Annotated in this window: 23 protein-coding genes; 8 read left to right on the top strand and 15 right to left on the bottom strand. The window is 74.1% G+C overall.

The window, feature by feature from the left end; translation table 11 throughout:
* Positions 1–232: 232 nt before the first annotated feature.
* The 4 genes from egtD to egtA are packed head-to-tail and all read right to left on the bottom strand — an operon-like array spanning position 233 to position 4,702.
* Positions 233–1,195 (bottom strand): L-histidine N(alpha)-methyltransferase, encoded by a 963-nt coding sequence (egtD, locus tag ACF1A5_RS25930; RefSeq protein ID WP_392195272.1) that lies wholly within the window; start codon positions 1,193–1,195, stop codon positions 233–235.
* The gene (egtC, locus tag ACF1A5_RS25925) at positions 1,192–2,019 is read right to left on the bottom strand and encodes an ergothioneine biosynthesis protein EgtC (RefSeq protein WP_392195271.1); all 828 of its coding nucleotides are present in this window, start codon (positions 2,017–2,019) and stop codon (positions 1,192–1,194) included. Before egtC ends, egtD begins: the two co-directional genes overlap by 4 nt.
* Positions 2,019–3,359, bottom strand: a complete 1,341-nt coding sequence (gene egtB / locus ACF1A5_RS25920; protein WP_392195270.1) for an ergothioneine biosynthesis protein EgtB — start codon at positions 3,357–3,359, stop codon at positions 2,019–2,021. Before egtB ends, egtC begins: the two co-directional genes overlap by 1 nt.
* A complete protein-coding gene (egtA, locus tag ACF1A5_RS25915; RefSeq protein ID WP_392195269.1) occupies positions 3,356–4,702 on the bottom strand; it encodes an ergothioneine biosynthesis glutamate--cysteine ligase EgtA in 1,347 nt (448 codons plus the stop codon). Before egtA ends, egtB begins: the two co-directional genes overlap by 4 nt.
* A 277-nt stretch (positions 4,703–4,979) precedes the next feature.
* Between egtA and ACF1A5_RS25910 the strand changes: the two genes are divergently transcribed.
* Positions 4,980–5,804: a TIGR02452 family protein gene (locus tag ACF1A5_RS25910; RefSeq protein ID WP_392195268.1), complete on the top strand. Its 825-nt coding sequence runs from the start codon at positions 4,980–4,982 to the stop codon at positions 5,802–5,804.
* Positions 5,805–5,850: 46 nt separating this feature from the next.
* On the opposite strand, the gene ACF1A5_RS25905 is transcribed toward ACF1A5_RS25910, so the two are convergent.
* Positions 5,851–6,297 carry a type II toxin-antitoxin system PemK/MazF family toxin gene (locus tag ACF1A5_RS25905; protein WP_392195267.1) on the bottom strand — a complete coding sequence of 149 codons (447 nt, stop codon included), beginning with the start codon at positions 6,295–6,297 and terminating at the stop codon, positions 5,851–5,853.
* An 82-nt stretch (positions 6,298–6,379) separates the two neighbouring features.
* A complete protein-coding gene (locus ACF1A5_RS25900) occupies positions 6,380–6,826 on the bottom strand; it encodes a cupin domain-containing protein (RefSeq protein ID WP_392195266.1) in 447 nt (148 codons plus the stop codon).
* A gap of 133 nt (positions 6,827–6,959) precedes the next feature.
* On the opposite strand from ACF1A5_RS25900, the gene ACF1A5_RS25895 reads away from it, so the two are divergent.
* Positions 6,960–7,628, top strand: coding sequence for a helix-turn-helix transcriptional regulator (locus ACF1A5_RS25895; protein ID WP_392195265.1), 669 nt, complete (start codon positions 6,960–6,962; stop codon positions 7,626–7,628).
* A gap of 46 nt (positions 7,629–7,674) precedes the next feature.
* Positions 7,675–8,103, top strand: a complete 429-nt coding sequence (locus tag ACF1A5_RS25890; RefSeq protein ID WP_392195264.1) for a hypothetical protein — start codon at positions 7,675–7,677, stop codon at positions 8,101–8,103.
* Between the two features lie 54 nt (positions 8,104–8,157).
* On the opposite strand, the gene ACF1A5_RS25885 is transcribed toward ACF1A5_RS25890, so the two are convergent.
* The 5 genes from ACF1A5_RS25885 to ACF1A5_RS25865 form a co-directional block, all read right to left on the bottom strand.
* Positions 8,158–9,645, bottom strand: coding sequence for an SPFH domain-containing protein (locus tag ACF1A5_RS25885; RefSeq protein WP_392195263.1), 1,488 nt, complete (start codon positions 9,643–9,645; stop codon positions 8,158–8,160).
* Positions 9,646–9,779: 134 nt separating this feature from the next.
* A complete protein-coding gene (locus ACF1A5_RS25880) occupies positions 9,780–9,995 on the bottom strand; it encodes a hypothetical protein (protein ID WP_392195262.1) in 216 nt (71 codons plus the stop codon).
* Between the two features lie 28 nt (positions 9,996–10,023).
* On the bottom strand, positions 10,024–11,448 hold the full coding sequence (locus ACF1A5_RS25875) for an amidase (protein WP_392195261.1): 1,425 nt from the start codon (positions 11,446–11,448) through the stop codon (positions 10,024–10,026).
* Between the two features lie 172 nt (positions 11,449–11,620).
* On the bottom strand, positions 11,621–12,595 hold the full coding sequence (locus ACF1A5_RS25870) for an alpha/beta hydrolase (RefSeq protein WP_392195260.1): 975 nt from the start codon (positions 12,593–12,595) through the stop codon (positions 11,621–11,623).
* Positions 12,596–12,931: 336 nt separating this feature from the next.
* Positions 12,932–13,489 carry an NAD(P)H-dependent oxidoreductase gene (locus tag ACF1A5_RS25865; protein ID WP_392195259.1) on the bottom strand — a complete coding sequence of 186 codons (558 nt, stop codon included), beginning with the start codon at positions 13,487–13,489 and terminating at the stop codon, positions 12,932–12,934.
* Positions 13,490–13,607: 118 nt separating this feature from the next.
* On the opposite strand from ACF1A5_RS25865, the gene ACF1A5_RS25860 reads away from it, so the two are divergent.
* Together ACF1A5_RS25860 and ACF1A5_RS25855 are read left to right on the top strand one after the other, a co-directional pair.
* Complete coding sequence (locus ACF1A5_RS25860) at positions 13,608–14,279, top strand: TetR/AcrR family transcriptional regulator (protein WP_392195258.1); 672 nt, start codon at positions 13,608–13,610, stop codon at positions 14,277–14,279.
* A gap of 85 nt (positions 14,280–14,364) precedes the next feature.
* Positions 14,365–15,393, top strand: coding sequence for a LacI family DNA-binding transcriptional regulator (locus ACF1A5_RS25855; RefSeq protein WP_392195257.1), 1,029 nt, complete (start codon positions 14,365–14,367; stop codon positions 15,391–15,393).
* Between the two features lie 13 nt (positions 15,394–15,406).
* On the opposite strand, the gene trxA is transcribed toward ACF1A5_RS25855, so the two are convergent.
* Positions 15,407–15,793, bottom strand: a complete 387-nt coding sequence (gene trxA, locus ACF1A5_RS25850; RefSeq protein ID WP_392195256.1) for a thioredoxin — start codon at positions 15,791–15,793, stop codon at positions 15,407–15,409.
* A gap of 118 nt (positions 15,794–15,911) precedes the next feature.
* On the opposite strand from trxA, the gene ACF1A5_RS25845 reads away from it, so the two are divergent.
* A complete protein-coding gene (locus ACF1A5_RS25845; protein ID WP_392195255.1) occupies positions 15,912–17,342 on the top strand; it encodes a dihydrolipoyl dehydrogenase family protein in 1,431 nt (476 codons plus the stop codon).
* A 60-nt stretch (positions 17,343–17,402) separates the two neighbouring features.
* Here the strand turns inward: ACF1A5_RS25845 and ACF1A5_RS25840 are convergent, their stop codons facing one another.
* Both ACF1A5_RS25840 and ACF1A5_RS25835 read right to left on the bottom strand, forming a co-directional pair.
* Positions 17,403–18,056: a peptide deformylase gene (locus tag ACF1A5_RS25840; RefSeq protein ID WP_392195254.1), complete on the bottom strand. Its 654-nt coding sequence runs from the start codon at positions 18,054–18,056 to the stop codon at positions 17,403–17,405.
* Positions 18,057–18,155: 99 nt separating this feature from the next.
* The gene (locus tag ACF1A5_RS25835; protein ID WP_392195253.1) at positions 18,156–18,503 is read right to left on the bottom strand and encodes a tetratricopeptide repeat protein; all 348 of its coding nucleotides are present in this window, start codon (positions 18,501–18,503) and stop codon (positions 18,156–18,158) included.
* Positions 18,504–18,626: 123 nt separating this feature from the next.
* Here ACF1A5_RS25835 and ACF1A5_RS25830 point away from each other — a divergent pair, with 123 nt between their 5' ends.
* The gene (locus ACF1A5_RS25830; protein WP_392195252.1) at positions 18,627–19,592 is read left to right on the top strand and encodes a pirin family protein; all 966 of its coding nucleotides are present in this window, start codon (positions 18,627–18,629) and stop codon (positions 19,590–19,592) included.
* 130 nt (positions 19,593–19,722) lie between these two features.
* On the opposite strand, the gene ACF1A5_RS25825 is transcribed toward ACF1A5_RS25830, so the two are convergent.
* Entirely contained in the window at positions 19,723–20,064 is a 342-nt protein-coding gene (locus ACF1A5_RS25825) for an STAS domain-containing protein (protein ID WP_392195251.1), read from the bottom strand.
* A gap of 209 nt (positions 20,065–20,273) precedes the next feature.
* Here ACF1A5_RS25825 and ACF1A5_RS25820 point away from each other — a divergent pair, with 209 nt between their 5' ends.
* Complete coding sequence (locus ACF1A5_RS25820) at positions 20,274–21,221, top strand: MIP/aquaporin family protein (RefSeq protein WP_392195250.1); 948 nt, start codon at positions 20,274–20,276, stop codon at positions 21,219–21,221.
* Positions 21,222–21,353: the final 132 nt, after the last annotated feature.

Genomic DNA, 21,353 nt, shown 5'->3' with positions numbered 1-21,353 from the left:
GGCGCGCGTCGGGCCGTGTGCGGCCGGGCGCGCGTGCGTCACGCGTCACTCCACCGTGCCGTATGCGGAGGCGCCGCGCGAGGTGGGCGGGCGGTGGCCCGTGCGCCCGGTCGCGCCCGCGCGCGGTGGGCGCCGGACCTCGGGGAAACGATTCCCCGAGGTCCGGCGCCCGCTCAGCAGCCGACCCGGGAGCGGGGCCTGAGGTATCGAACCCCCTCGGGCCCAGGACACCTCACCCCGCCACACTCAGCGACAGCGCGAAGCGGCCCTCCTCGTCCGTCCACCAGTGCGCCAGTTCCAGCCCGGCCGCCGCGAGTTCCGTACGCACGCCCTCCCGGCGGAACTTCGCCGACACCTCGGTGCGCATCTCCTCGCCCGCCGCGAAGTCGACGGCGAGCCCCAGTGCGGGCACCTTCACGGTCTGGGCGGTACGGCTGCGCAGCCGCATCTCGATCCACTCCCGCTCGGAGTTCCAACGGGCGACGTGGTCGAAGGTGTCCGGTTCGAAGTCGGCGCCGAGTTCGCGGTTGACGACGGACAGGACGTTCTTGTTGAACGCGGCGGTCACCCCGGCCGCGTCGTCGTACGCCTGGACCAGGACCTGCTCGTCCTTGACCAGGTCGGTGCCGAGCAGCAGGGCGTCCCCGGGGGAGAGCAGGGCGCGCACCCCGGTGAGGAACCCGGCCCGCTCGGCGGGCAGCAGATTGCCGATCGTGCCGCCGAGGAACGCCAGCAGCCGCGGGCCCGGTGTGTCCGGCAGGGTCAGCCCGGCGGTGAAGTCGGCGATCAGCGCGTGCACGTTGAGCTCCGGGCGCTCGGCGACCAGTGCCTGCCCGGCCTGGGTGAGCGCGCTGTCGCTGACGTCCACGGGAACGTAGGTGCGCAGGCCGGTGAGCGCGTCGATCAGGTACCGGGTCTTCTCCGACGAGCCGGATCCCAGTTCGATCAGGGTGCGGGCGGGCAGCGCGGTGGCGATCTCGCCCGCGCGGGCGACGAGGATCTCGCGCTCGGCGCGGGTCGGGTAGTACTCGGGCAGTTCCGTGATCTGCTCGAACAGGTCGCTGCCGCGCGCGTCGTAGAACCACTTGGGCGGCAGCCACTTGGGGTCGGAGGTCAGGCCGTGCTGGACGTCGGCGCGCAGGGCGGCCGCCATGGCGTCCTCGGGCAGGGTGCGGGTGACATGGAACGGACTCACGTACGGGGCTCCTCTGGTGGTGCGGATGCCGGGTCCTCGGTGGGGTCCTTGAGCGGGGTGAGCAGGATGTCCGTGCGGCTCGCGGCGAGCAGCGTCCGGTCGGGGGCCTCCCGCCAGTGCGGGTCGTCGTCGTAGGGCTCGGAGGCCACGACGGTGCGTCGGCCGGGCTCGGCCAGGTACCACAGGGCGTCGCCCCAGGCGGTGGCGACGATCGTCTCGCCGTCGGTGAGCAGCAGGTTGAGCCGGGACCTGGGGGCCGCGGCGGCGACCTCCAGGACGGTGTCGGCGAGTGCCTGGCCCGCCTCGGTCCGGCGTCCGTCACGTCCCTGCGGCTCGCCCGGGTCGCCGCCGCGCAGCCGGGCCAGTACCAGCGCCCACACCAGGGCGGAGTCGGTACGGGCCTCGAGCGCCAGCATGTTCAGCGGCGGCAGGGTCCGGGACACCGCGGCGAGCGAGCCCGGCCAGCCGGTCACCGCGCCGTTGTGGCTGAACAGCCAGCGGTCCGCGGCGAACGGCGCCGCCGCGGCCTCCCCGTCCGCGCCCGGCAGGGTCGCGTCGCGCACCGCCGCGAGCAGCGCGGTGGTGCGTACGACCCTGGCCAGGTCGGTGAAGGACTGGTCCGCCCAGATGGGTCCGGCCCGGCGGTAGCGGGCCGGCACCGGGTCCCCCTCGGCGTACCAGCCGATGCCGAAGCCGTCGGCGTTGACGGTTCCGTACCGCTGGCCCCGCGGCGCCCACGACTGGCGGTACAGGCCGTGCGGGGGTTCCACGAGGAGTCGGCCGAGCGGCTCCTCGGGCCCCAGATAGGCGATGTGACGGCACATCAGGCGGCTCCGGAGCGGGCGGTGCGGAATCCGGAGAAGATCTGCCGCCGGATCGGATAGTCCCAGTTGCGGAACGTGCCCCGGCAGGCCACCGGGTCCACGGCGAACGAACCCCCGCGCAGCACCTTGTGCTCGGACCCGAAGAAGACCTCCGAGTACTCCTTGTACGGGAACGCGGCGAAGCCCGGGTACGGCAGGAAGTCGCTCGCCGTCCACTCCCATACGTCGCCGATCAACTGGCGTATGCCCAGGGGGGATTCACCGGCGGGGTAGCTGCCGGCCGGAGCCGGGCGCAGGTGGCGCTGGCCGAGGTTGGCGTGCTCCGGGGCGGGGTCGGCGTCGCCCCACGGGTAGCGCGTCGAGCGGCCGGTCGCCGGGTCGTACCGGGCCGCCTTCTCCCACTCGGCCTCGGTGGGCAGCCGGCGTCCGGCCCAGCGGGCGTAGGCGTCGGCCTCGTACCAGCACACGTGCAGGACCGGCTCGTCGGGCGGCACCACCTCGGTGACGCCGAAGCGGCGGCGCAGCCACTGCCCGCCGTCGCGGCGCCAGAAGAGGGGGGCGTGGATCCCGTGCCGCCGGATGTGGTCCCAGCCCTCGGACGCCCACCAGCGGGGGTCGTCGTAGCCGCCGTCCTCGACGAACGCCAGGTAGGCGGCGTTGGTCACCGGGGTGGTGTCGATCCAGAACGCCGGCACGTCCCGCGCATGCGCGGGACGTTCGTTGTCCAGCGCCCAGGGCTCGGTCGAGGTGCCCATGGTGAACGGTCCGCCGGGGACGAGGACTTCGGCCGGTCCGGTGAACAGGGGCGCGGGGTCCGGGTCCGGGGCGGTCAGGGCCTGCGGGCCCTTACGCAGCTGATGGGTGATCAGCATCGTCTCGTCGTGCTGCTGTTCGTGCTGCGCGATCATCCCGAAGGCGAAGCCCGCCTCGGTCAGCCGGGTCCCGTGGAAGGCGGTGCTCTCCAGCAGGTCCAGCACCCGGCCGCGCACCTCGGCCGCGTAGGCCCGTGCCTCGTCGGGCGGCAGCAGCGGCAGCGAGGGCCGTTCGGCGCGCGGATGCTCGAAGGCGTCGTACAGGCCGTCTATCTCGGGGCGTATCGCCTCCCGCCCGGCGACGGTGCGCAGCAGCCACAGCTCCTCCTGGTTGCCGATGTGCGCGAGGTCCCACACCAGCGGGGACATCAGCGGGGAGTGCTGGGCGGTGAGGTCGGGGTCCTCGACGCAGCCGGTCAGGAGCGTGGTGCGGTCGCGGGCCGTGACGAGCGAGGACAGCGCCCGCTCGCGCAGAAGACCGGCGTCGGCCTCGGTGCCGGTCCCGGTGTCGGGTACGGGGGCGGTCATGTGCGGATGTCCTTCCCGTGGGCGGTGGGGTTCTTCCCGGTCGGACCGGCCGGGCGGAGCCGGGACGGGGAGGGCTCCGGTCCGCGCAGCCGTTCGAGCAGATCGTCGGCCGGGCAGCGGCCCTTGCGGACATAGCGGTCGTGGTAAGCGGCGACGGCGTCCGTCACCTCGGAGGTCGCGCCGAGCCTCGGCAGGGCCTCGATCGCCGCGGCGAAGCAGATCACGGCCGCCTCGTACAGGTCCGGGTCGGCGAGCCCCGAGCGGGCCGCCTCGATCCACAGCGGATTGTGCGGCGCGGGCAGCGACAGGGCGCGCTCGGCGAGCGGCTTCACCGCCCGGTACGCGGTCTCCGCCGCCTGCGGGTCGTCGAAGAGCGCCGCCGTGACCGCCAGCGGCACGATCCACCCGTCGTCGCCGGGCTGCGCGTCGATCATGCGGAACTCGAGATGACCGCGCGGTCTGACCGGCGGGAACAGGGTGGTCAGGTGGTAGTCGAGATCGTCCCGGGTCGGTGGCCGCGAGGCCCCTCCCCGGGTCCACTCCCGGAAGGTCAGGCCGTCGGGCACGTCCCAGGGCCCGTCCTCGCGCCGTACGCACATCACCGGCGCGTCCAGCACGTGCCGGGCCCACGCGGCGCGCGGGTCGCCGTCCAGCGGTGGGGCGCCCGCACGGCCGGCGCCTATCTCCAGCCACAGCAGCTGCCGGGTGGACAGCCAGCCCGTGGGCTCCCGCCCGACGAGCGGGGAGTTGGCGAACGCGGCGACCAGGATCGCGCCGAGCTGGTGCGCCAGCCACCAGCGCCGCCCGTGGCCGAGCGGCCCGGGCTCCTCGTGCCCGGCGTCCAGGCACACCTGGACGGAGGCCGAGGCGCACATCATGTGCCGGCCGGCCGGGCCGGTCCGGTCCAGCACGGTCTCCATGGCGTCGTAGCGCTTCTCGCGCAGGAACCGCCGGGGCGGGTGCCAGGGGTCGTGGCCGATGCCGACGAGGCGGAGTCCGTCGGCGTCGAGCACGGCGCGCACGGCGTCGAGGTCGGTGGAGACGGTGCCTATGCACTCCATCAGCGAGGCGGCGGGCGGCGAGCTCAGCTCCAGCTGGCCGCCGGGCTCGACGGTGAGCGCCGACCGCAGGGGCAGGGTTCGCAGTGCGGTGTAGACGGCTGCGAGTCGTTCGGGTGCGAGGGGGAGCTGCGGCGTCCGCAGCTCGTGAATGAACCATTCCACTTCGACCCCGAGGGTGCGGGGCGGTCCGGTCTTGAAGCAGATGCCGTGGACCAGCGCCTCGACCTCGGCCTCGGTGACGGCGGTACGGGGCTCCGTACAGCCGCTTTCCGCATCGGACATGTCGGGATCCTCCTGAGATTCCACGACGTCGCCGGCCTTGATCCCGTGGTCCCGACCGGCATGCTCCGTCTACCCAAGACGCTCGCGTCGATCCGCACAAGGGGGCAGATCATGACGAACCTCTGACGACCCCTTCCTCTCCGTCGTGCGCTCCGGACGCACCCTGCACCGGAAAAACTTGGTTGCACCGCATGTCCAGGATCGCTCACGATGCGTTCATGAGCACGACGGGGGAGACCGCGCAGGCCGCGGGCATGGCGCCCACGGGGGTGGCGCCATGAGCGCGCGCCTGCGCGGCGTCGCGCGGCAGACGGAGAGCATCGTGGAGGCGGGCGCCTACCGCACCGCCGACGGACGAGAAGTCTCCCTCGCGGCGGCGATCGAGGCCGCCCGGGACGGCACCCGAATGTTCGGCCCGGAGCCGGTCGCGGTGCCGTCCGCCCCGGCCGGTGAGACGTTCGTCGAGGTCACGGGGGAGAGCAGCCTGGAGGCCGCGCGCCGGCTCACCGGACCGGTGGCCGTGCTCAACTTCGCCTCGGCCCGCAACCCCGGCGGCGGCTACCTCAACGGCGCCCAGGCCCAGGAGGAGGCCCTGTGCCGCGCCTCCGCGCTGTACACCTGCCTGCTGCGGGCCCCCGAGTTCTACGACCACCACCGCGCCCACCGCGACCCGTTCTACTCGGACCGGGTCATCCACTCGCCCGGCGTCCCCGTCTTCCGTGACGACGCCGGACGCCTGCTCGACGAGCCCCGCGTCGCCGGTTTCCTGACCGCCGCGGCGCCCAACGCCGGGGTCGTGCTGCGGACGGCGCCCGAGCGGGCCGCCGAGTTGCCGCGCGCGCTCGCCGTCCGCGCCGAGCGGGTGCTGGAGACGGCGGCCGCGCAGGGCTATCGGCGACTGGTCCTCGGGGCCTGGGGCTGCGGAGTGTTCCGGAACGACCCGGCGCGGGTGGCGGGTGCCTTCCGCGGGCTGCTCGGGCCCGGCGGGCGGTTCGCGGGCACCTTCGAGCACGTGGTGTTCGGGGTGCTGGACCGCACGCCGGGGAGCGTGGTGCGCGCCGCGTTCGCGCGGACGTTCCCCGAGCCGCGGCTCGGGGGCTGAACCTGCCGGAAGGGCCGGCTCGGCGGCGTGCGGCGGGACGGGCGCGTCAGTTCCAGCCGTACCGCTCCCGCAGGCGGTGCACGACGGAGTTGAACCGCATCCGGTCCAGCGCGCACGCCTCGCGGCGCATGCCCTGCTCGTGCAGGCGCAGTACGCGGTCGACGTCCACCCAGGAGTCACGTCCGGTCCGGTCCCACGGGCCGCTGCCCATGGGGACCCACTCCCGGTCGCCGTCGTGCCGCTTGCTGGACAGCTGGACGGCGAGAAACGTTCCGGCAGGTTCGCGGGCCACGACCAGCACCGGCCGGTCCTTGCCCCGCCCGTCGTTCTCCTCGAAGGGCACCCAGGTCCACACGATCTCCCCGGGGTCCGGGTCGCCGTCGTGGTCGGGCGAGTACTCGGTCCGCACCCGGCCGACATCCCGGGGGTCGGCCTCGGTGGTGGCGTAGGGGCCGTGGCGGCCGGGGGCGCTCTCATCGGTAAACGCAGTCACGGGGGCACCCTAGAGCGTGCGCCCGCGAGCGCCGCGGGCGGGCCGTGACGTCAACTGCCGTACGTACGGGGGCGTCGGCTGCTCAGCGTGCGGAGCCCCCGCTGTACGGGCGGATCCGCATTCCCGGTCGGCGCCTGTGCACCGTCAGATAGGCCAGTCCCTCCGCGCCCGCGGTGAGGGCGCGGGTGGAGCCGTGCGGCAGCCACACCACGGCGCCCTCGGTCAGGGGGCGCGGCTCCTCGGTGGCGCCCGCGCCGAGCACGCCGTCACCGGAGACGACGAGGAGCAGCACGTCCAGATCCGGCTCGGCGTGCGGGGCGATACGGGAGCCCGGGCTCAACCGGACCAGATTGGCGTCGAGTTGGCGTCCGGCCTCCGTGAGCTTCCACAGCACCCCCGAGGGGTCCGGTCCGGCGTCGGCCGGCACCCGGGCGTCGCACAGGACGCGCGGGTCCGTCACGGCAGGGGCCACCGGTACGGCAGGTCCGACCGGGACGGCCGGGACGGTCGACTCGGTGGGCGGCGTCATGGCGTTCCCCGTGATCCCTGTGTGCCCTGCATTCCCGTCGTCCCCTCTGCTTGTGATCCGGCGCCTCATTATTACATGTAGTATTCGTAAAAAATCGCCGCGGGCGCGGCGAAGGCAGGAAGGGTGAGCGCGCGTGGCCACCACGCAGGAGAGTCCCCGTCGGCGCGAGGTGCTGGACGTGCTGCGGGCCGCCCCGGCGCCGCTCGGGGTCGCCGAGACGGCCGAGCGGATCGGCGTCCATCCCAACACCGTGCGCTTCCACCTCGACGCCCTGGTGGCCGACGGCCTGGTCCAGCGGCGGGTGGAGGAGCCCTCGGGGCGCGGTCGCCCTCGTACCGTGTACGCCCCGCGGCCCGGCATGGACCGCGGCGGGACGCGCGGCTACCGTCTGCTGGCGCAGATGCTGCTCAGCCGGCTGGCCGCCGAGGGCCCCGGGGCGCGGGAGAGCGCGACGGAGGCGGGCCGGGCCTGGGGCCGCTTCCTCGTCGATCCGCTGCCGCCCTTCGAGCAACCGACGCCCGAGGGATCGGCCGCGCGGCTGGTCGCCCTGCTGGACGACCTGGGCTTCGCGCCCGTCGCGGAGCAGGACGACGACGGCGGGCCGCCGCGCCGGATCCGGCTGCGCCACTGCCCCTTCCTCGAACTGGCCGAGGAATACGGTCAGTTGGTGTGCCCCCTGCATCTGGGGCTGATGCAGGGCGCCCTGACCGGGCTGCGGGCCCCGCTGACCGCGAGCGGCCTCGAACCGTTCGCCGCCCCCGACTCCTGCCTGGCCCACCTGGCCGAGGCCACCGCCGCATGACGCACACCGGCCGCGGGCCGCGCCCCGGCAGAAAGGCAGCACCCCGATGAACACCACCCCGGCCGCCGTGGCGAGCGCGGTCACCTTCGTCTGGCTCGGCATGGTGCTGGCGATCTCCTTCCTGGAGGCGCCGCTGAAGTTCCGCGCCCCGGGCGTGACGATCCCCATCGGGCTGGGCATCGGCCGGCTGGTCTTCCGGGCGCTGAACCTCGTGGAGGCCGCCCTCGCCGTCGCCGTGATCGCCGCGGTCGCCGCGGGCGGCGCACCGGCCGGGATCACCGGACTGACCGGCGCGGTGGCCCTGGTGCTGCTCGGCCAGCTGGCCGTGGTCCGCCCGCGCCTGAACCGCCGGTCCGACCGGGTCCTCGCGGGCGAGGACCTGCCCCGCTCGCGCGGCCACCTCGCCTATGTGGCCCTGGAGACGGCCAAGGTGGTGGTCCTGGTCGTCCTGGGCGTGAGCCTGCTCGCGACGTGACGACGGCCGGGAGCCCGCGCCGAGGCGGGGGCTCCCGACCGTTCCGGACGAGCCTCAGTTCCCGTCGTGCTCCACCGGCACTCTCTGGGCCGGCGGCACCGCTCCGTTCAGCGACGTCGAAGTGCCGTTCGCACCCTGTCCGTTCTGGTTCATCGACGACAGCAGCTGCCGGGCCAGGCCCAGCCCGGTGCCGCCCATGGTGAGCGCCTTGGCGAACAACTCGGCCATGCCGTCGGCGCCGTTGAGCAGCACCATGTTGTCGACATTGCCGAAGGCCGACGCGCCGGCCTGCACGATCTCCGGCCAGTTCTCGGCGAGTTGCTGGGCGACGACGGCCTCCTGGTTCTCGGCCAGGGCGGCCGCCCGCGCCTTGATGGCCTCCGCCTCCGCCAGACCCTTGGCCTTGGTCGCCTCGGCCTCCGCCAGGCCCTTCGCCTGCGCCGACGCCGCCTCGGCCTCACCGGTGGCCCGGGTCGCCGCCGCGGTGGCCGCGCCCCGGGTCTTGGTGGCCTCGGCCTCGGCGCCCGCGGCCGTCTTCACCCGGGTCGCCTCGGCCGCCGCCGCGAGCTCCGTCTCCTTGGCCTTGGCCTGTGCCGCCGAGATCCGCGCGTCGCGCTCGGCCTCGGCCAGCGTGCGCTTCTCGTAGGCCTTGGCGTCCGCCGGCTTGCGCACGTCCGCCTGGAGTTGCTGCTCGCGCCGGTGCGCCTCCAGCTCGGCGACCCGCGTCTCCTGGACGACGACCTCCTGCCGGGCCGCGGCGTCGGCGAGCGGACCCGCCTGCCGGGCCTTCGCCCCCGCCTTGTCCCGCTCGGCCTGGTAACCGGCCTGCAGGATCTCGCTGTCCCGGGTGGCCTCGGCCATCCGCGCGAACGACTGCTGCTCCGCCTCCGTGGCGAGACGATTCGCCTCCGCCTGCGCGATGCGCGCGTCCCGCTGGACGGCCGCCGCGTGCGGCATCGCCAGGTTCTGGATGTAGCCGGTCGGGTCCTCGATCTCGTGGATCTGCAGCGAGTCGACGATCAGGCCGAGCTTCTCCATCTCCGTGCCGCAGGCCGCCCGGGTCTGCCCGGTGAGCTTCTCCCGGTCGCGGATCATGTCCTCGACCGTCAACCCGCCCACTATGGAGCGCAGATGACCGGCGAAGACGTTGTGCACCCGCTCCGACATCAGCCTCTGCTGGTCCAGGAAACGCCGGGCCGCGTTGGCGATCGACACGAAGTCGTCGCCCACCTTGAAGATGACCACGCCCCGCACCTTGAGCGGGATGCCCTGGTGGGTCACGCAGTCCACCTGCAGTTCGGTCTCGTTCAGATCCAGCGAGAGCTTGCGCACCGCCTGCACGCCGGGCAGCACCAGCGTGCCGCGCCCGGTGACGATGCGGAAGCCCATGCCCTCCTCGAGACCCTCGGTCCGGTGATTCGAACCGGAGATGATGAGCGCCTCGTTCGGCTCGGCCACCCGCCACATCATCTTGAACAGACCGATCAGCACGAGAACGGCAACGACGACCGCCCCCGCAACGACGCCGACAACCATCGGCATACGCCCCCTTTGCATGGTGCCCTTTCGGCACCGAACGAAGGGGAGTGTGCTCCTGCGCGAGGCCGGGGTGAAGACGCCGGCGGATCCTTGTTGCAATCTTGACGCGAACGGTCCTCACCTGCGAAGGACCGGGCTCAACTGTCGTATGCCGCCGTGACGTAGACGGTTCGCGGGGGCAGGTACTCCACCACCATCACAACCGTCCCCCGCTCGAGGCGGTCCGTCCCCGCCGGGTAGGCGAGGAAGTGCTCGGCCCCGCCGCGCACGCGGACGATCACCTCACCGACCAGCCCGGGCCCGACCGTTCCGGTGACCCGCCCCATCAGCCCCACCATCGACGCATCGCGCATGGTCACAGCGTACGGGCTGACAACCCGCTCACGGGGTGGCGGAGTCCGTGACGGTCCGCTCGGCCGGCCACCGCTCGTGCCAGCGCAGCTCCGCCTCCAACTGCGCGGCCAGCGACACCAGCAGCGGTTCGCTGTTCGCCGGGCCGAGGAGCTGGGCGCCGACCGGGAGCCCGCCGGCGACGAAGCCCGCGGGCACGTTCACGCCGGGCCAGCCCAGGACGTTCCACGGCCAGGCGTAGGGGCAGACGGCGATCATCGCGCGGTCGGTGGCCAGCCCCCCGAGGTCCCGCATCGCGCCGATCCGGGGCGGGGGACCGGCCGTCGTCGGCGCGAGCACCACGTCGTACGCCTCGAAGAACGCCCCGATACGGCGGTGCATGACGGCCTCGGCGCGCCGGGCCGCCCGTAGCGGGACCCCACCCAGCAGCCGGCCCAGCCGGGCGGCGCCGTGGGTGCGGCGGTCCAGCAGCCGGGGGTCCGGTGCCTCCCGCACCCGTTCGGCGATCCCGGCGGTGGCGCGCGGCACGAAGGTCAGCCCGATCTGCCCGTACGGCGGGTCGGCCTCCTCCACCAGATGCCCCGAGGCCGCCAGCCGGTCCGCGAGGGCCACGACCCGGGCACGCACCTCCGCGTCGAGCCGTGCCGAGACGGCGGTGAACGGCGGCTTGAGGGAGAGCGCGATGCGCAGCCGGCCGGGGTCACGGCCCAGCGCCGCCGAGACCTCCAGAGGCAGGGGGCGGTGCGGGTCCCGCGGGTGGTTGCCGCTCGCCGCGTCCAGCAGCAGCGCGGCGTCGGCCACGGTGCGCGCCAGCGTGCCGTTGACCGTGATGCCGTGGAAGGACTCGCCGCGCGGCCAGGTCGAGACGCGGCCGCGCTGCGGCTTGATGCCGACCAGGTGCGTCCAGGCGGCCGGGATCCGCACCGAGCCGGCGCCGTCCGAGCCGAGGGCGGCCGGCACCAGCCCGGCGGCGACCGCGGCCGCCGAACCGCCGGACGAGCCGCCCGGGGTGCGGTCTGTGGCCCACGGGTTGCGGGTGTCGCCGAAGGCGGGCCCCTCGGTGAAGGGCCACTGCCCGAACTCGCAGGTGTTGGTCTTGCCGACGATCACGGCACCGGCCGCGCGCAGCCGCCGTACCGCCTCGCCGTCCTCCGGAACCGGTGGGAACTCACCCTGGCAGCCGAACGCGGTGGGCTCGCCCGCCACGTCCATGTCGTCCTTCACGGCCACCGGGACGCCGAGCAGCGGCCGCCGCACCCCGGCGGACAGCTCCCGGTCCGCCGCCTCCGCCTCGGCGAGCGCGGCCTCGGCCCGCACGATGCGGAAGGCGTTCAGGGAACCCTGCGCCGCCTCGATCCGGGACAGCGTCTCGGCGACGAGCGCGCGGGACGACACCTCCCCGGCGGCGAGGGCATGGGCGGTCGCGGCCAGGCCGGGCGCACGGTCGAGCGTCATGCGGGACACCTCCGGGAACGTCGGTCTACTGAACGGTAACGTCCGGGAGGGCGCAGCGGAACGGCTCCTGCGGGCGCTTCGCCGGCCCACCTTGCCGGGGGAGGCCGGAGAAACGCCTCGCCCGGCGCCGGACCGGCTCGGCTCCGGTGACGGCGGTCCGGGCGGCGGCCGGTCACCGCGCGAGCAGTCTGCGCAGCCAGTCCAGGTGCGCGGCCTGCGCGGACCGGGACACGGCCGCCTGGGGGGCGAAACCGTCGAAGCCGTGGAAGCCGCCGGGCCAGACGTGGAGTTCGGCCACACCGCCGGCCTGCCAGATGCGGGAGGCGTAGGCGACGACCTCGTCGCGGAAGGTCTCGGCGGATCCGACGTCGAGGAAGGCGGGGGGAAGGCCCGACAGGTCCTCGGCGCGGGCGGGCGCGGCGTAGGGGGACACGTCCGGCCCACCGCGCCGCTCGCCGAGCAGTGCCGTCCAGCCGGTCTCGTTGGCCGCGCGGTCCCAGGGGGAGACGCCCTCCATCTGATGGGCGGAGGGGCTGTCGTTGCGGTCGTCGAGCATCGGGTACAGCAGCATCTGCCCGGCCGGGCGCGGGCCCCCGCGGTCCCTGAGCAGCAGCGCCAGCGCGGCGGCCAGGCCACCGCCCGCGCTGGCTCCGACGAGGACGATCCGCTCGGGGTCGCCGCCCAGTTCCTCGGAGTGCTCCGCCGTCCACAGCAGCCCGGCGTGGACGTCCTCGACGGGCGCGGGATGCGGGTGCTCCGGCGCGAGCCGGTACTCCACCGACACCACCACCGCGCCGAGTTCCCGGGCCCAGTCCAGGGCCGTGTTCACCCCGAGTCGGTTGGTGCCGAGGACCATGCCGCCGCCGTGGATGTGGTAGATCACCGGCCGCGGGGTGTCGTCCGCCGGTCCGGTCGGGCGGCAGACCAGCAGGGAGACGTCGGGCGCGTCCCGGGGGCCGGGCACCGTCCGGTCCTCCACCTCGAAGGCGCCGTCCATGGTCAGGTCCAGCGCGTCCGCCAACTCGACGGCCGGGCCCCTGCGGGCGTCCGCGATGTCGTCCGGGGTGAAGTCCGAGCGCAGCAGGTCCTCGCACGGCTCCAGGGCGGCGGCGAGCTCGGGGTCGAACGGGGGCGGGACCTGGGTCATGGGTGCTCCTGCTCCGGGTGCGGGACACGGTGTCCCGTACGGCGATGGACGCGATCCGTGTACCCCGCCCTCGTGCCGCCGAGCCCTCGTGCCGCCGGGCCCTCGTGCCGCCGGGCCCTCGCGCTGCCGGGCCCGAGCGCTGCCGGGGCCCCGGCCCCGGCGAGCCCCGGCGCAGGAGCGCCCCGGGATGGGAAGAGCCCCGGCACGGCAGGGCGCCCGCACGGCGGAGCCCCAGCACGGCGGGGCCCCAGCACTGAGGGGCCGGAGCGGTGAATGCTCCGGCCCCTTCGGGGTGTGTCGCCTCAGGCCCAGCCGAGGCTCAGGCCCGGCCCAGGCTCAGGCTGCCGCGCCGACCGTGCCGTGCAGGCGGGCGACGACCTCGGTCAGCTGCGCGGCGACCTCGGCGTCGTCGACCGGGTGGGTCTCGGCGAAGCGGGTCAGGGAACCGGGGATGGACAGCTTCAGGTCCTCGATCACCTTGCCGCCGGCGATGCCCACGGCCTTGCGGGTGTCGTCCTGGGCCCAGACACCGCCGTACTGGCCGAAGGCGGTGCCGACCACGGCGACGGGCTTGCCGCCGAAGGCGCCGGCGCCGTACGGGCGGGACAGCCAGTCGATGGCGTTCTTCAGCACGGCCGGGATGGTGCCGTTGTACTCGGGCGAGAAGAAGAGGAAGGCGTCGGCGGACCGGGCGGCCGCGCGCAGCCGGGCGGCCGCGGCGGGCACGCCGCCCTCGACGTCGACGTCCTCGTTGTAGAACGGAACGTCGGCCAGGCCCTCGAACAGCTCGACCTCGGCACCCGCGGGTGCGAGCTTGACGGCGGCCTCGGCGAGCTGACGGTTGTGCGAACCGGCGCGAAGGCTGCCGACGAGCGCGAGGATACGAACAGACATGGGGGACTCCAAGGGAGGGTTCAACACTGCGGTAACGATCCGGACCGAGGTCCGTTTAATGTCTACCAGGCCAACCGGACCGGGGTCCAGTTTCATTCCCGTGCTTTACGCTGTCTTCATGTCCAGCGCTCTGCCGCCCTTCCCCAGACCACAGGAGCCTCTAGACAACCCGGTCCTGCTCCAGCTCGGCACCGGTGTGGACGAGCCGTGCCTGCGTGCCGACGCCGCGCGCAACCGCGCCCGGCTGCTGGACGCCGCCGCCCGCCTGGTGGCGGAGCACGGCGCGGCCGGCGTCACGATGGAGGCGGTCGCCGCGGCCGCCCAGGTGGGCAAGGGGACGGTCTTCCGCCGCTTCGGCGACCGTACGGGTCTGCTGCGGGCGCTGCTGGACCACTCCGAGAAGAAGTTCCAGGCCGCCCTCCTCGGTGGGCCGCCCCCGCTCGGCCCCGGCGCCCCGCCTGTAGAGCGGCTGCGCGCGTTCGGCTGCGCCGCCCTGCGCCGAACCGCCGGCGAACTGGAGCTGCAACTGGCGGCGGAACCCGTTCCCGACCGCCGTTACCTGGTGCCGGCCCGCCGGGTCCAGTACGCCCACGTGGCCATGCTGCTGCGGCAGGCGGTGCCGGACGGGGACAGCGAACTGCTCGCGCACTCCCTGATGGGGTACCTCGACCCGGTCCTCGTCCACCACCTGACCCGGCAGTGCCAGGTCCCCATGGAGCGGCTGCAGGCCGGCTGGCGGGACCTGGTCGCGCGCGTGACCTGCACGGAGACGCCCCGGCAGGACACCTGAGGACCCGCGGGTGTGGGCGGGGCGGCAGGCCCCGCGGCGTCTCCCGCTCGCCCCGCCCCGAGCGCTCCTGACGGCTTCTGCCAGGATGCGGTACGTCATGGTGCAGATACCGGAACCGCCCGTGCCCTCGCCGCCCACGAGCGCCGACGTGGCGCGCCTGGCCGGAGTCTCCCGCGCGACCGTCTCCTACGTCCTGAACAACAGCAGCGCCGTAAGGATCAGCGAACCGACGCGCCGCCGGGTCCACGAGGCCGCCAGGGAACTCGGGTACGTGCCCCACGCCGCCGCCCGCAGCCTGCGCGCCGGACACAGCCGCATGGTGCTGATGCCCGCGCCGACCACTCCGGCCGGACCCCTCTACAGCAGGTTCATCGACGAGCTCCAGTGGGCGCTCGGCCGCCTCGACTACACCGTCGTGCAGCACGGCACCCTCGGCCCGCACGGCGACGAGGCCGCCCGGGCCTGGGCCGAGCTGAGACCGGCCGCCGTGCTGGTGCCCGGCTCCGGCCTCGGCCCTGAGGGCGTCGCGGTGCTCAGACGTGCCGGCGCCCGCGCCGTGGTCACGCTCGGCACCGAGTCCGTCGAGGGCGCCCACGCCCTGCTCATGGACCACGAGGCCGTCGGCCACTGCGCGGGCGTCCACCTGCACGCCCGCGGCCGGCGCCGGATCGGTGTGGTCGTGCCCGAGGAACGTGGGCTGGAGGTATTCTCCCGGCCCCGCCTGGCCGGCGTGCGGCGCGCCCTCGACGGCACCGACGGCACCGTGACCGAGCTGCCGCTGGCCTACCAGGAGCAGTCCGCCGCCCGGCTGGCCGCCCGCTGGCGGGGGCTCGGCCTCGACGCGGTCTTCGCCTTCAACGACGAGTACGCCATGCTCCTGATGCGCGCCCTGCAGGACGAGGGCGTCCGCATCCCCGAGGACGCGGCCGTCGTCGGCGCCGACGACCTGTTGCTCGGCCGCCTGCTGCGGCCGCGGCTGAGCACCGTCCACATCGAGCTGCCCTCCGGCCGAGACCTCGCCGAACTGGTCGACCGCGCCGTACGCGACCCGGCCACCCCGCCCCAGAGACGCAGGGTGCTGGGCGCGACGGTCGTGGCGCGCGAGTCCAGCTGACGCCGTACGGCCGCTACTCGCCGTCCTGCTCCGTCTGCGCCTGCTGCGCGGCGACCGCCTTGCGGACCTCGTCCATGTCCAGATTCCGGGCCTGGCCGATCACGTCCGTCAGGGCGGCCTCCGGCAGCGCGCCGGGCTGTGCGAACACGGCCACCTGGTCGCGGACGATCATCAGTGTGGGAATGGACTGGATCCCGAAGGCCGCCGCCAGCTCCGGCTGCGCCTCGGTGTCGACCTTGCCGAACACCAGGTCCGGGTTCTCCTCGGCCGCCTTCTCGTAGACGGGGGCGAACTGACGGCACGGCCCGCACCACGACGCCCAGAAGTCGATGAGAACGAACTCGTTCTCCGTGACCGTCTGGTCGAAGTTCTCCTTGGTGAGCTCCACGGTGCTGCTCATGACCTGTTCTCTCTTCCTGGTGTGGGGTGAAGCCGTCGGCACAACACGGCCGACCCTACGGGTATTCCGCGCCCCTACCCGTGTGGCCCGCACGCACACCACCCACCAGACTGACCCCATGACGGAAACGGAATCCATCGCGTACGACGTCGTGGTGCTCGGTGCCGGGCCCGTGGGGGAGAACGTGGCCGACCGCACCCGCGCGGCCGGTCTGTCCACCGCGGTCGTGGAGAGCGAGCTGGTCGGCGGCGAGTGCTCGTACTGGGCCTGCATGCCCAGCAAGGCCCTGCTGCGCCCGGTCATCGCGCGGGCCGACGCCCGCCGCCTGCCGGGCCTGAGCCAGGCGGTGCGGGGTCCCCTCGACACGGCCGCGGTCCTCGCCCGCCGGGACGAGTACGCCTCCCACTGGCACGACGACGGCCAGGTCGCTTGGCTGGACGGCATCGGCGCCGACCTCCACCGGGGGCACGGACGCCTCGACGGCCCCCGCACGGTCACGGTCACCGGCCCCGACGGCGCGCGCACGGTGCTGACCGCCCGGCACGCCGTCGCCGTGTGCACCGGCAGCCGCGCCCGGCTGCCCGGGCTTGCGGGCCTCGAGGGCGTCGAGCCGTGGACGAGCCGCGAGGCCACCAGCGCCAAGGCGGCACCGGGCCGGCTGATCGTCGTGGGCGGCGGCGTGGTCGCCACCGAGATGGCCACCGTCTGGCAGGCCCTCGGCTCGCGGGTCACCCTCCTGGTGCGGGGCAAGGGGCTGCTGTCCCGCATGGAGCCCTTCGCCGGCGAACTGGTGGCCGAGGCGCTCACCGCGGCCGGCGCCGAGGTGCGCACCGGCACGTCGGTGGAGTCGGTGAGCCGGGAGAACGGCACCGTGGTGGCCGTCACCGGCGCCGGAGACCGCATCGAGGCCGACGAGATCCTCTTCGCCACCGGGCGCGCCCCGCGCACCGACGACATCGGCCTGGACACCGTCGGCCTCGAACCGGGCTCCTGGCTGTCCGTCGACGACACCCTCCGGGTCCCCGGCAGCGACTGGCTGTACGCCGTCGGAGACGTCAACCACCGCGCCCTTCTCACCCACCAGGGCAAGTACCAGGCCCGGATCGCGGGCGCCGCCATCGCCGCCCGCGCCGCGGGCGTGCCCGTCCTGGAGACGGACCCGTGGGGCGCCCACGCCGCCACCGCCGACCACCGGGCCGTCCCGCAGGTCGTCTTCACCGATCCGGAGGCGGCGGCCGTGGGCCTTTCGCTGGCCGAGGCGGAACGGGCCGGGCACCGCGTCCGCGCCGTCGACGTGGACCTCTCGTCGGTCGCCGGAGCGAGCCTGTACGGCGAGGGCTACCGCGGCCGGGCCCGCATGGTCGTCGACCTCGACACGGAGATCCTGCGCGGCCTCACCCTCGTCGGCCCCGGCGTCGGCGAACTGATCCACTCGGCGTCCGTCGCCGTCGCCGGGGAGGTCCCCGTCGACCGCCTGTGGCACGCGGTTCCGTCGTACCCGACCATCAGCGAGGTGTGGCTGCGGCTGCTGGAGGCGTATCGGGGCTGAGGCGTACGGAGGTCGAGCTGTACCGGGCTGCGGCGTACGGGAGTTGAGCCGTACCGGGGCCTACGGGTGCTGCGGCAGCTCGAAGCCGAGGGCCCGCGCGGCCTCCTCGGGGGTCGGCTGGGCCCAGTGCCGCGCCATCGCCTCGTTCGAGGAGAGCGAGCGCGGTTCGGCCCGGTCGAGATAGAGGACGCCGTCGAGATGGTCCGTCTCGTGCTGCACGATGCGCGCGGGCCATCCGGCGAACACCTCGTCCACCGCCTGCCCGTGCTCGTCCCGGGCCCGCAGCCGCACCTCCGCGTGCCGGGCCACCACCGCCTGCCAGCCCGGCACGCTCAGACACCCCTCGAAGAACGCGGCCCGGGCCGCGCCGACCGGCTCGTACGACGGATTGACCAGCACCCGGAACGGCTGCGGCACCCGCCCCCGCGCCCGCCGCACCTCCTCCGGCACCGGTGCGGGGTCCTCCACGACCGCGATCCGCAGCGGCACACCGACCTGCGGAGCGGCCAGGCCCACCCCCGGCGCCGCGCGCATGGTGACGCGCAGCGCCTCCACGAACCGGGCCAGCAACGCGGGATCCAACTGGCCGTCGAACGGCACGGTGCCGCGCCGCAGCACCGGATCACCGGCCGCGACGACTGGCAACGGGCCGCCGACGGCGAGGAGTTCCTCGACCCGCTCGGCAAGGGGCGTACGCCCATGGGGAGATGCCATCGGGCCAGCATGACACGGGGGCCCGCCCGGGGCGTGCGAACGGGCCACCGCGGTGAAGCGGCGCGGTCCGGCACGCCCACGCCGGAGGAGGACGCGGACTCACCCGTCGCCGAAGTCGCCCGCGAGCGCCGCGGCGACGCGCAGGTGCGTCCGGGCCTCGTCGTGACGTCCCTGGCGCTGGAGGGTGCGGCCCAGCATCAGGCGGGCGTAGTGCTCCACGGGGTCATGCTCGACGATGAGACGCAACTCGTTCTCGGCGCGGCGCAGTTGGGCCGAGTGGTAGTAGGCCCGGGCCAGCAGCAGCCGGGGCCCGGTCTGCTCCGGTACCTCCTCGACCAGCCCGCCCAGCACACGCGCCGCCGCCGCGTAGTCCCGTGCCGCGTAGAAGAACTGCGCGCGCTCCCAGCGCTCCGCGGGCGTTCCGTGGCCGAAGTACGTCGTGTCCACTCGTGACCTCCTTCGGACGCGGCAACGGAAGCAGGTGATTGAATATTCCACGATTAGGGCGGCCCGCGCGCGGGCGGGGCGGCACGCTGACGGAACGGCTCGGGCGGGGCTAGGTTGGGCGGCATGAGCAACCTTGATCGCGAGGCGGTGCCCGCCATGTGCGGCGGCCGTGGTTTCGTGGTGGCGGAGCCGGTGCGCGAGCTCCTCAGTCCACGGCGCGTCAGGCTCGGCGAGTCCACCGAGGTCCGGCGGCTGCTGCCGAACCTGGGCCGCCGGATGGTGGGCGCCTGGTGCTTCGTCGATCACTACGGCCCCGACGACATCGCCGACGAACCCGGTATGCAGGTGCCCCCGCACCCGCACATGGGCCTGCAGACGGTGAGCTGGCTGCACGAGGGCGAGGTGCTGCACCGGGACTCGACCGGCAGCAAGCAGCTGATCCGCCCCGGCGAGCTGGGCCTGATGACCTCCGGCCGGGCGATCAGCCACTCGGAGGAGAGCCCGAGGTCGCACGCGCGCTTCCTGCACGGCGCCCAGCTCTGGGTCGCCCTGCCCGACAGCCACCGCGGCACCGACCCGCGCTTCGAGCACCACGCCGACCTGCCGACCGTCACGGCGCCGGGCCTGAAGGCCACGCTGATCCTCGGCACACTCGACGGCGCGGCCTCGCCCGGCACCACGTACACGCCGATCGTCGGCGCCGACCTGGACCTCGCGCGCGGCACGGACGTACACCTGCCGCTGGAGCCCGGCTTCGAGTACGCCGTGCTGGCCATGTCGGGCGAGGCCCACGTCGACGGTGTGCCGGTCCTTCCCGGCTCCATGCTCTACCTCGGCTGCGGCCGCACGGAACTCCCCCTGCGCGCCGAGTCCGACGCCGGGCTGATGCTCCTGGGCGGTGAGCCGTTCGAGGAGGAGCTGATCATGTTCTGGAACTTCATCGGCCGCACCCAGCAGGAGATCGAGCAGGCCCGCGCGGACTGGACGACGGGCACCCGCTTCGGCGAGGTGAAGGGCTACGAGGGGGCCCCGCTGCCGGCCCCCGCGCTGCCACCCGTGCCGCTGAAGCCGCGCGGACGGGTGCGCTGACCCGGGGCGCCGACTCACGGGGGCGCCGGCTCACGGGGCGCCGACGCACGAGGACGTGCTGCATGGGCGCGCCCGCTCGCGCGGGTGCGCCGACCAGCCGGGTGCGCCGACCCGGCGCGGAGCGAGGGCGTCACTCCTCGATCAGCGCGACCGTGCCGAGTCCGGCGTGGCGCAGGGTCCGCTGGGCGGTGCGTCGCGCGCCCCGGACGGTGAGCCGCGCGATCGCGGGCCGTTGCGTGGCCGCGCGCAGCAGGGCGTAGGCGCACGCCAGATCGAGTCTGTTGACGCCGCTCAGGTCCACCACCCATTCGTCCGCCCGGCGCATCAGCGGATCGTCGAGCCGTTCCTCGAACTCGCGCACGGTTCCGAGGTCGAGGTCCCCGGCCAGGGCCAGCTCGGCCCGGCGGCCACCGGCCGTCGCGGCGGCCACGGCGGACAGGTGCGGGGCGTGAGGGTGTGATGCGGATGTCATGGCGACCTCCTCCGCCACCCGTTCGGCTGAAGCGGTACCCCCATTGTCGCTCTGTCGCCGATCCGTGGCCTGCGCCGGGCGCGGGAGTGCCGGAGAGCCCGGGGCGCGGGAGGCACATGTTGCTGCCCCGGTGCCGTCGGCGCAGGCTGGGAGGGCAGGACAGCGCTGCGTCACCGTTCCGTTACGCTTCCCTACGTCTAGGGGGCCGCATGGCCGTCGAAATCAGGCCTCTCATCAAGCCGTCCCGGCTCAAGAGCCGTGGAGGTCTCTGGGGCGAGTGTCTGGCAGAGTTCCTGGGAACCTTCGTCCTCATCGCGTTCGGCTGCGGCGTGGTCGCCATGGCGGTCGCGGCACTGCCCGGGTCGGGACGTACCGAGGGCCCCACCACCTTCTTCATCAGCGCCGGCGACTGGCTGCTGATCACCTGGGGATGGGGGATGGCCGTGGTCTTCGGCGTGTACGTGGCCGGAGGCGTCAGCGGGGCCCACATCAACCCGGCGGTGACGCTCGCGTTCGCCGTCCGGCGCCGCTTCCCCTGGATCAAGGTTGTCCCGTACTGGATCTCCCAGCTCGCCGGAGCCTTCACCGGCGCGGCCCTCGTCTACGGCGTCTACCACAACGCGATCGGCGCCTTCGACCAGGCGATGCCGGGACCGAAGACGAACGGGCACACCCTCGCGTCCTTCTCCATCTTCGGGACGTTCCCCGCGCCGTACTTCCACGGGGGCAACTGGGGTCCACTGATCGACCAGATCGTCGGTACCGCGTTGCTGGTCATGCTGGTCGTGGCGATCATCGACCTGCGCAACACCGGAGTGAAGGCCAACCTCGGGCCGCTGCTGGTCGGGTTCGCCGTCGCCGCCATCGGCATGTCCTACGGGGCGAACGCCGGGTACGCCATCAACCCGGCCCGTGACTTCGGCCCGCGGCTGTTCACCTGGGTCGCCGGATGGCAGGACCTCGCGCTCCCCGGCACCCTGTCCGGGGCGTTCAGCAACTACTTCTGGATCCCGATCGTCGGCCCGCTCGTCGGCGGCGTGATCGGCGTGCTGGTCTACGACCTGTTCATCGGCGACATCCTGCACCTCCGCGCCCAGCAGGGCGAAGGCCCCGAGGTCGGCCGGGCCCGGCCCGTGACCGAGGCGGACGAGGAGTAACCGCGGCCTCTGCCCGGCAGCGGGTGAGGGGGACACCGGACACCGGCCCCTCGACCACCGGCCACCGCGGACAACCACACAGACGTACGGTCCCAGAGCCGTCCGGCAGCGCGACACCAGGCCCGCCGGGCG

This window comes from Streptomyces sp. NPDC014864, from assembly GCF_043081525.1.
Lineage (GTDB): Bacteria > Actinomycetota > Actinomycetes > Streptomycetales > Streptomycetaceae > Streptomyces.
The sequence above is the reverse complement of the archived record's forward strand: the minus strand, read 5'-3'. Positions and strand labels throughout refer to the sequence as shown.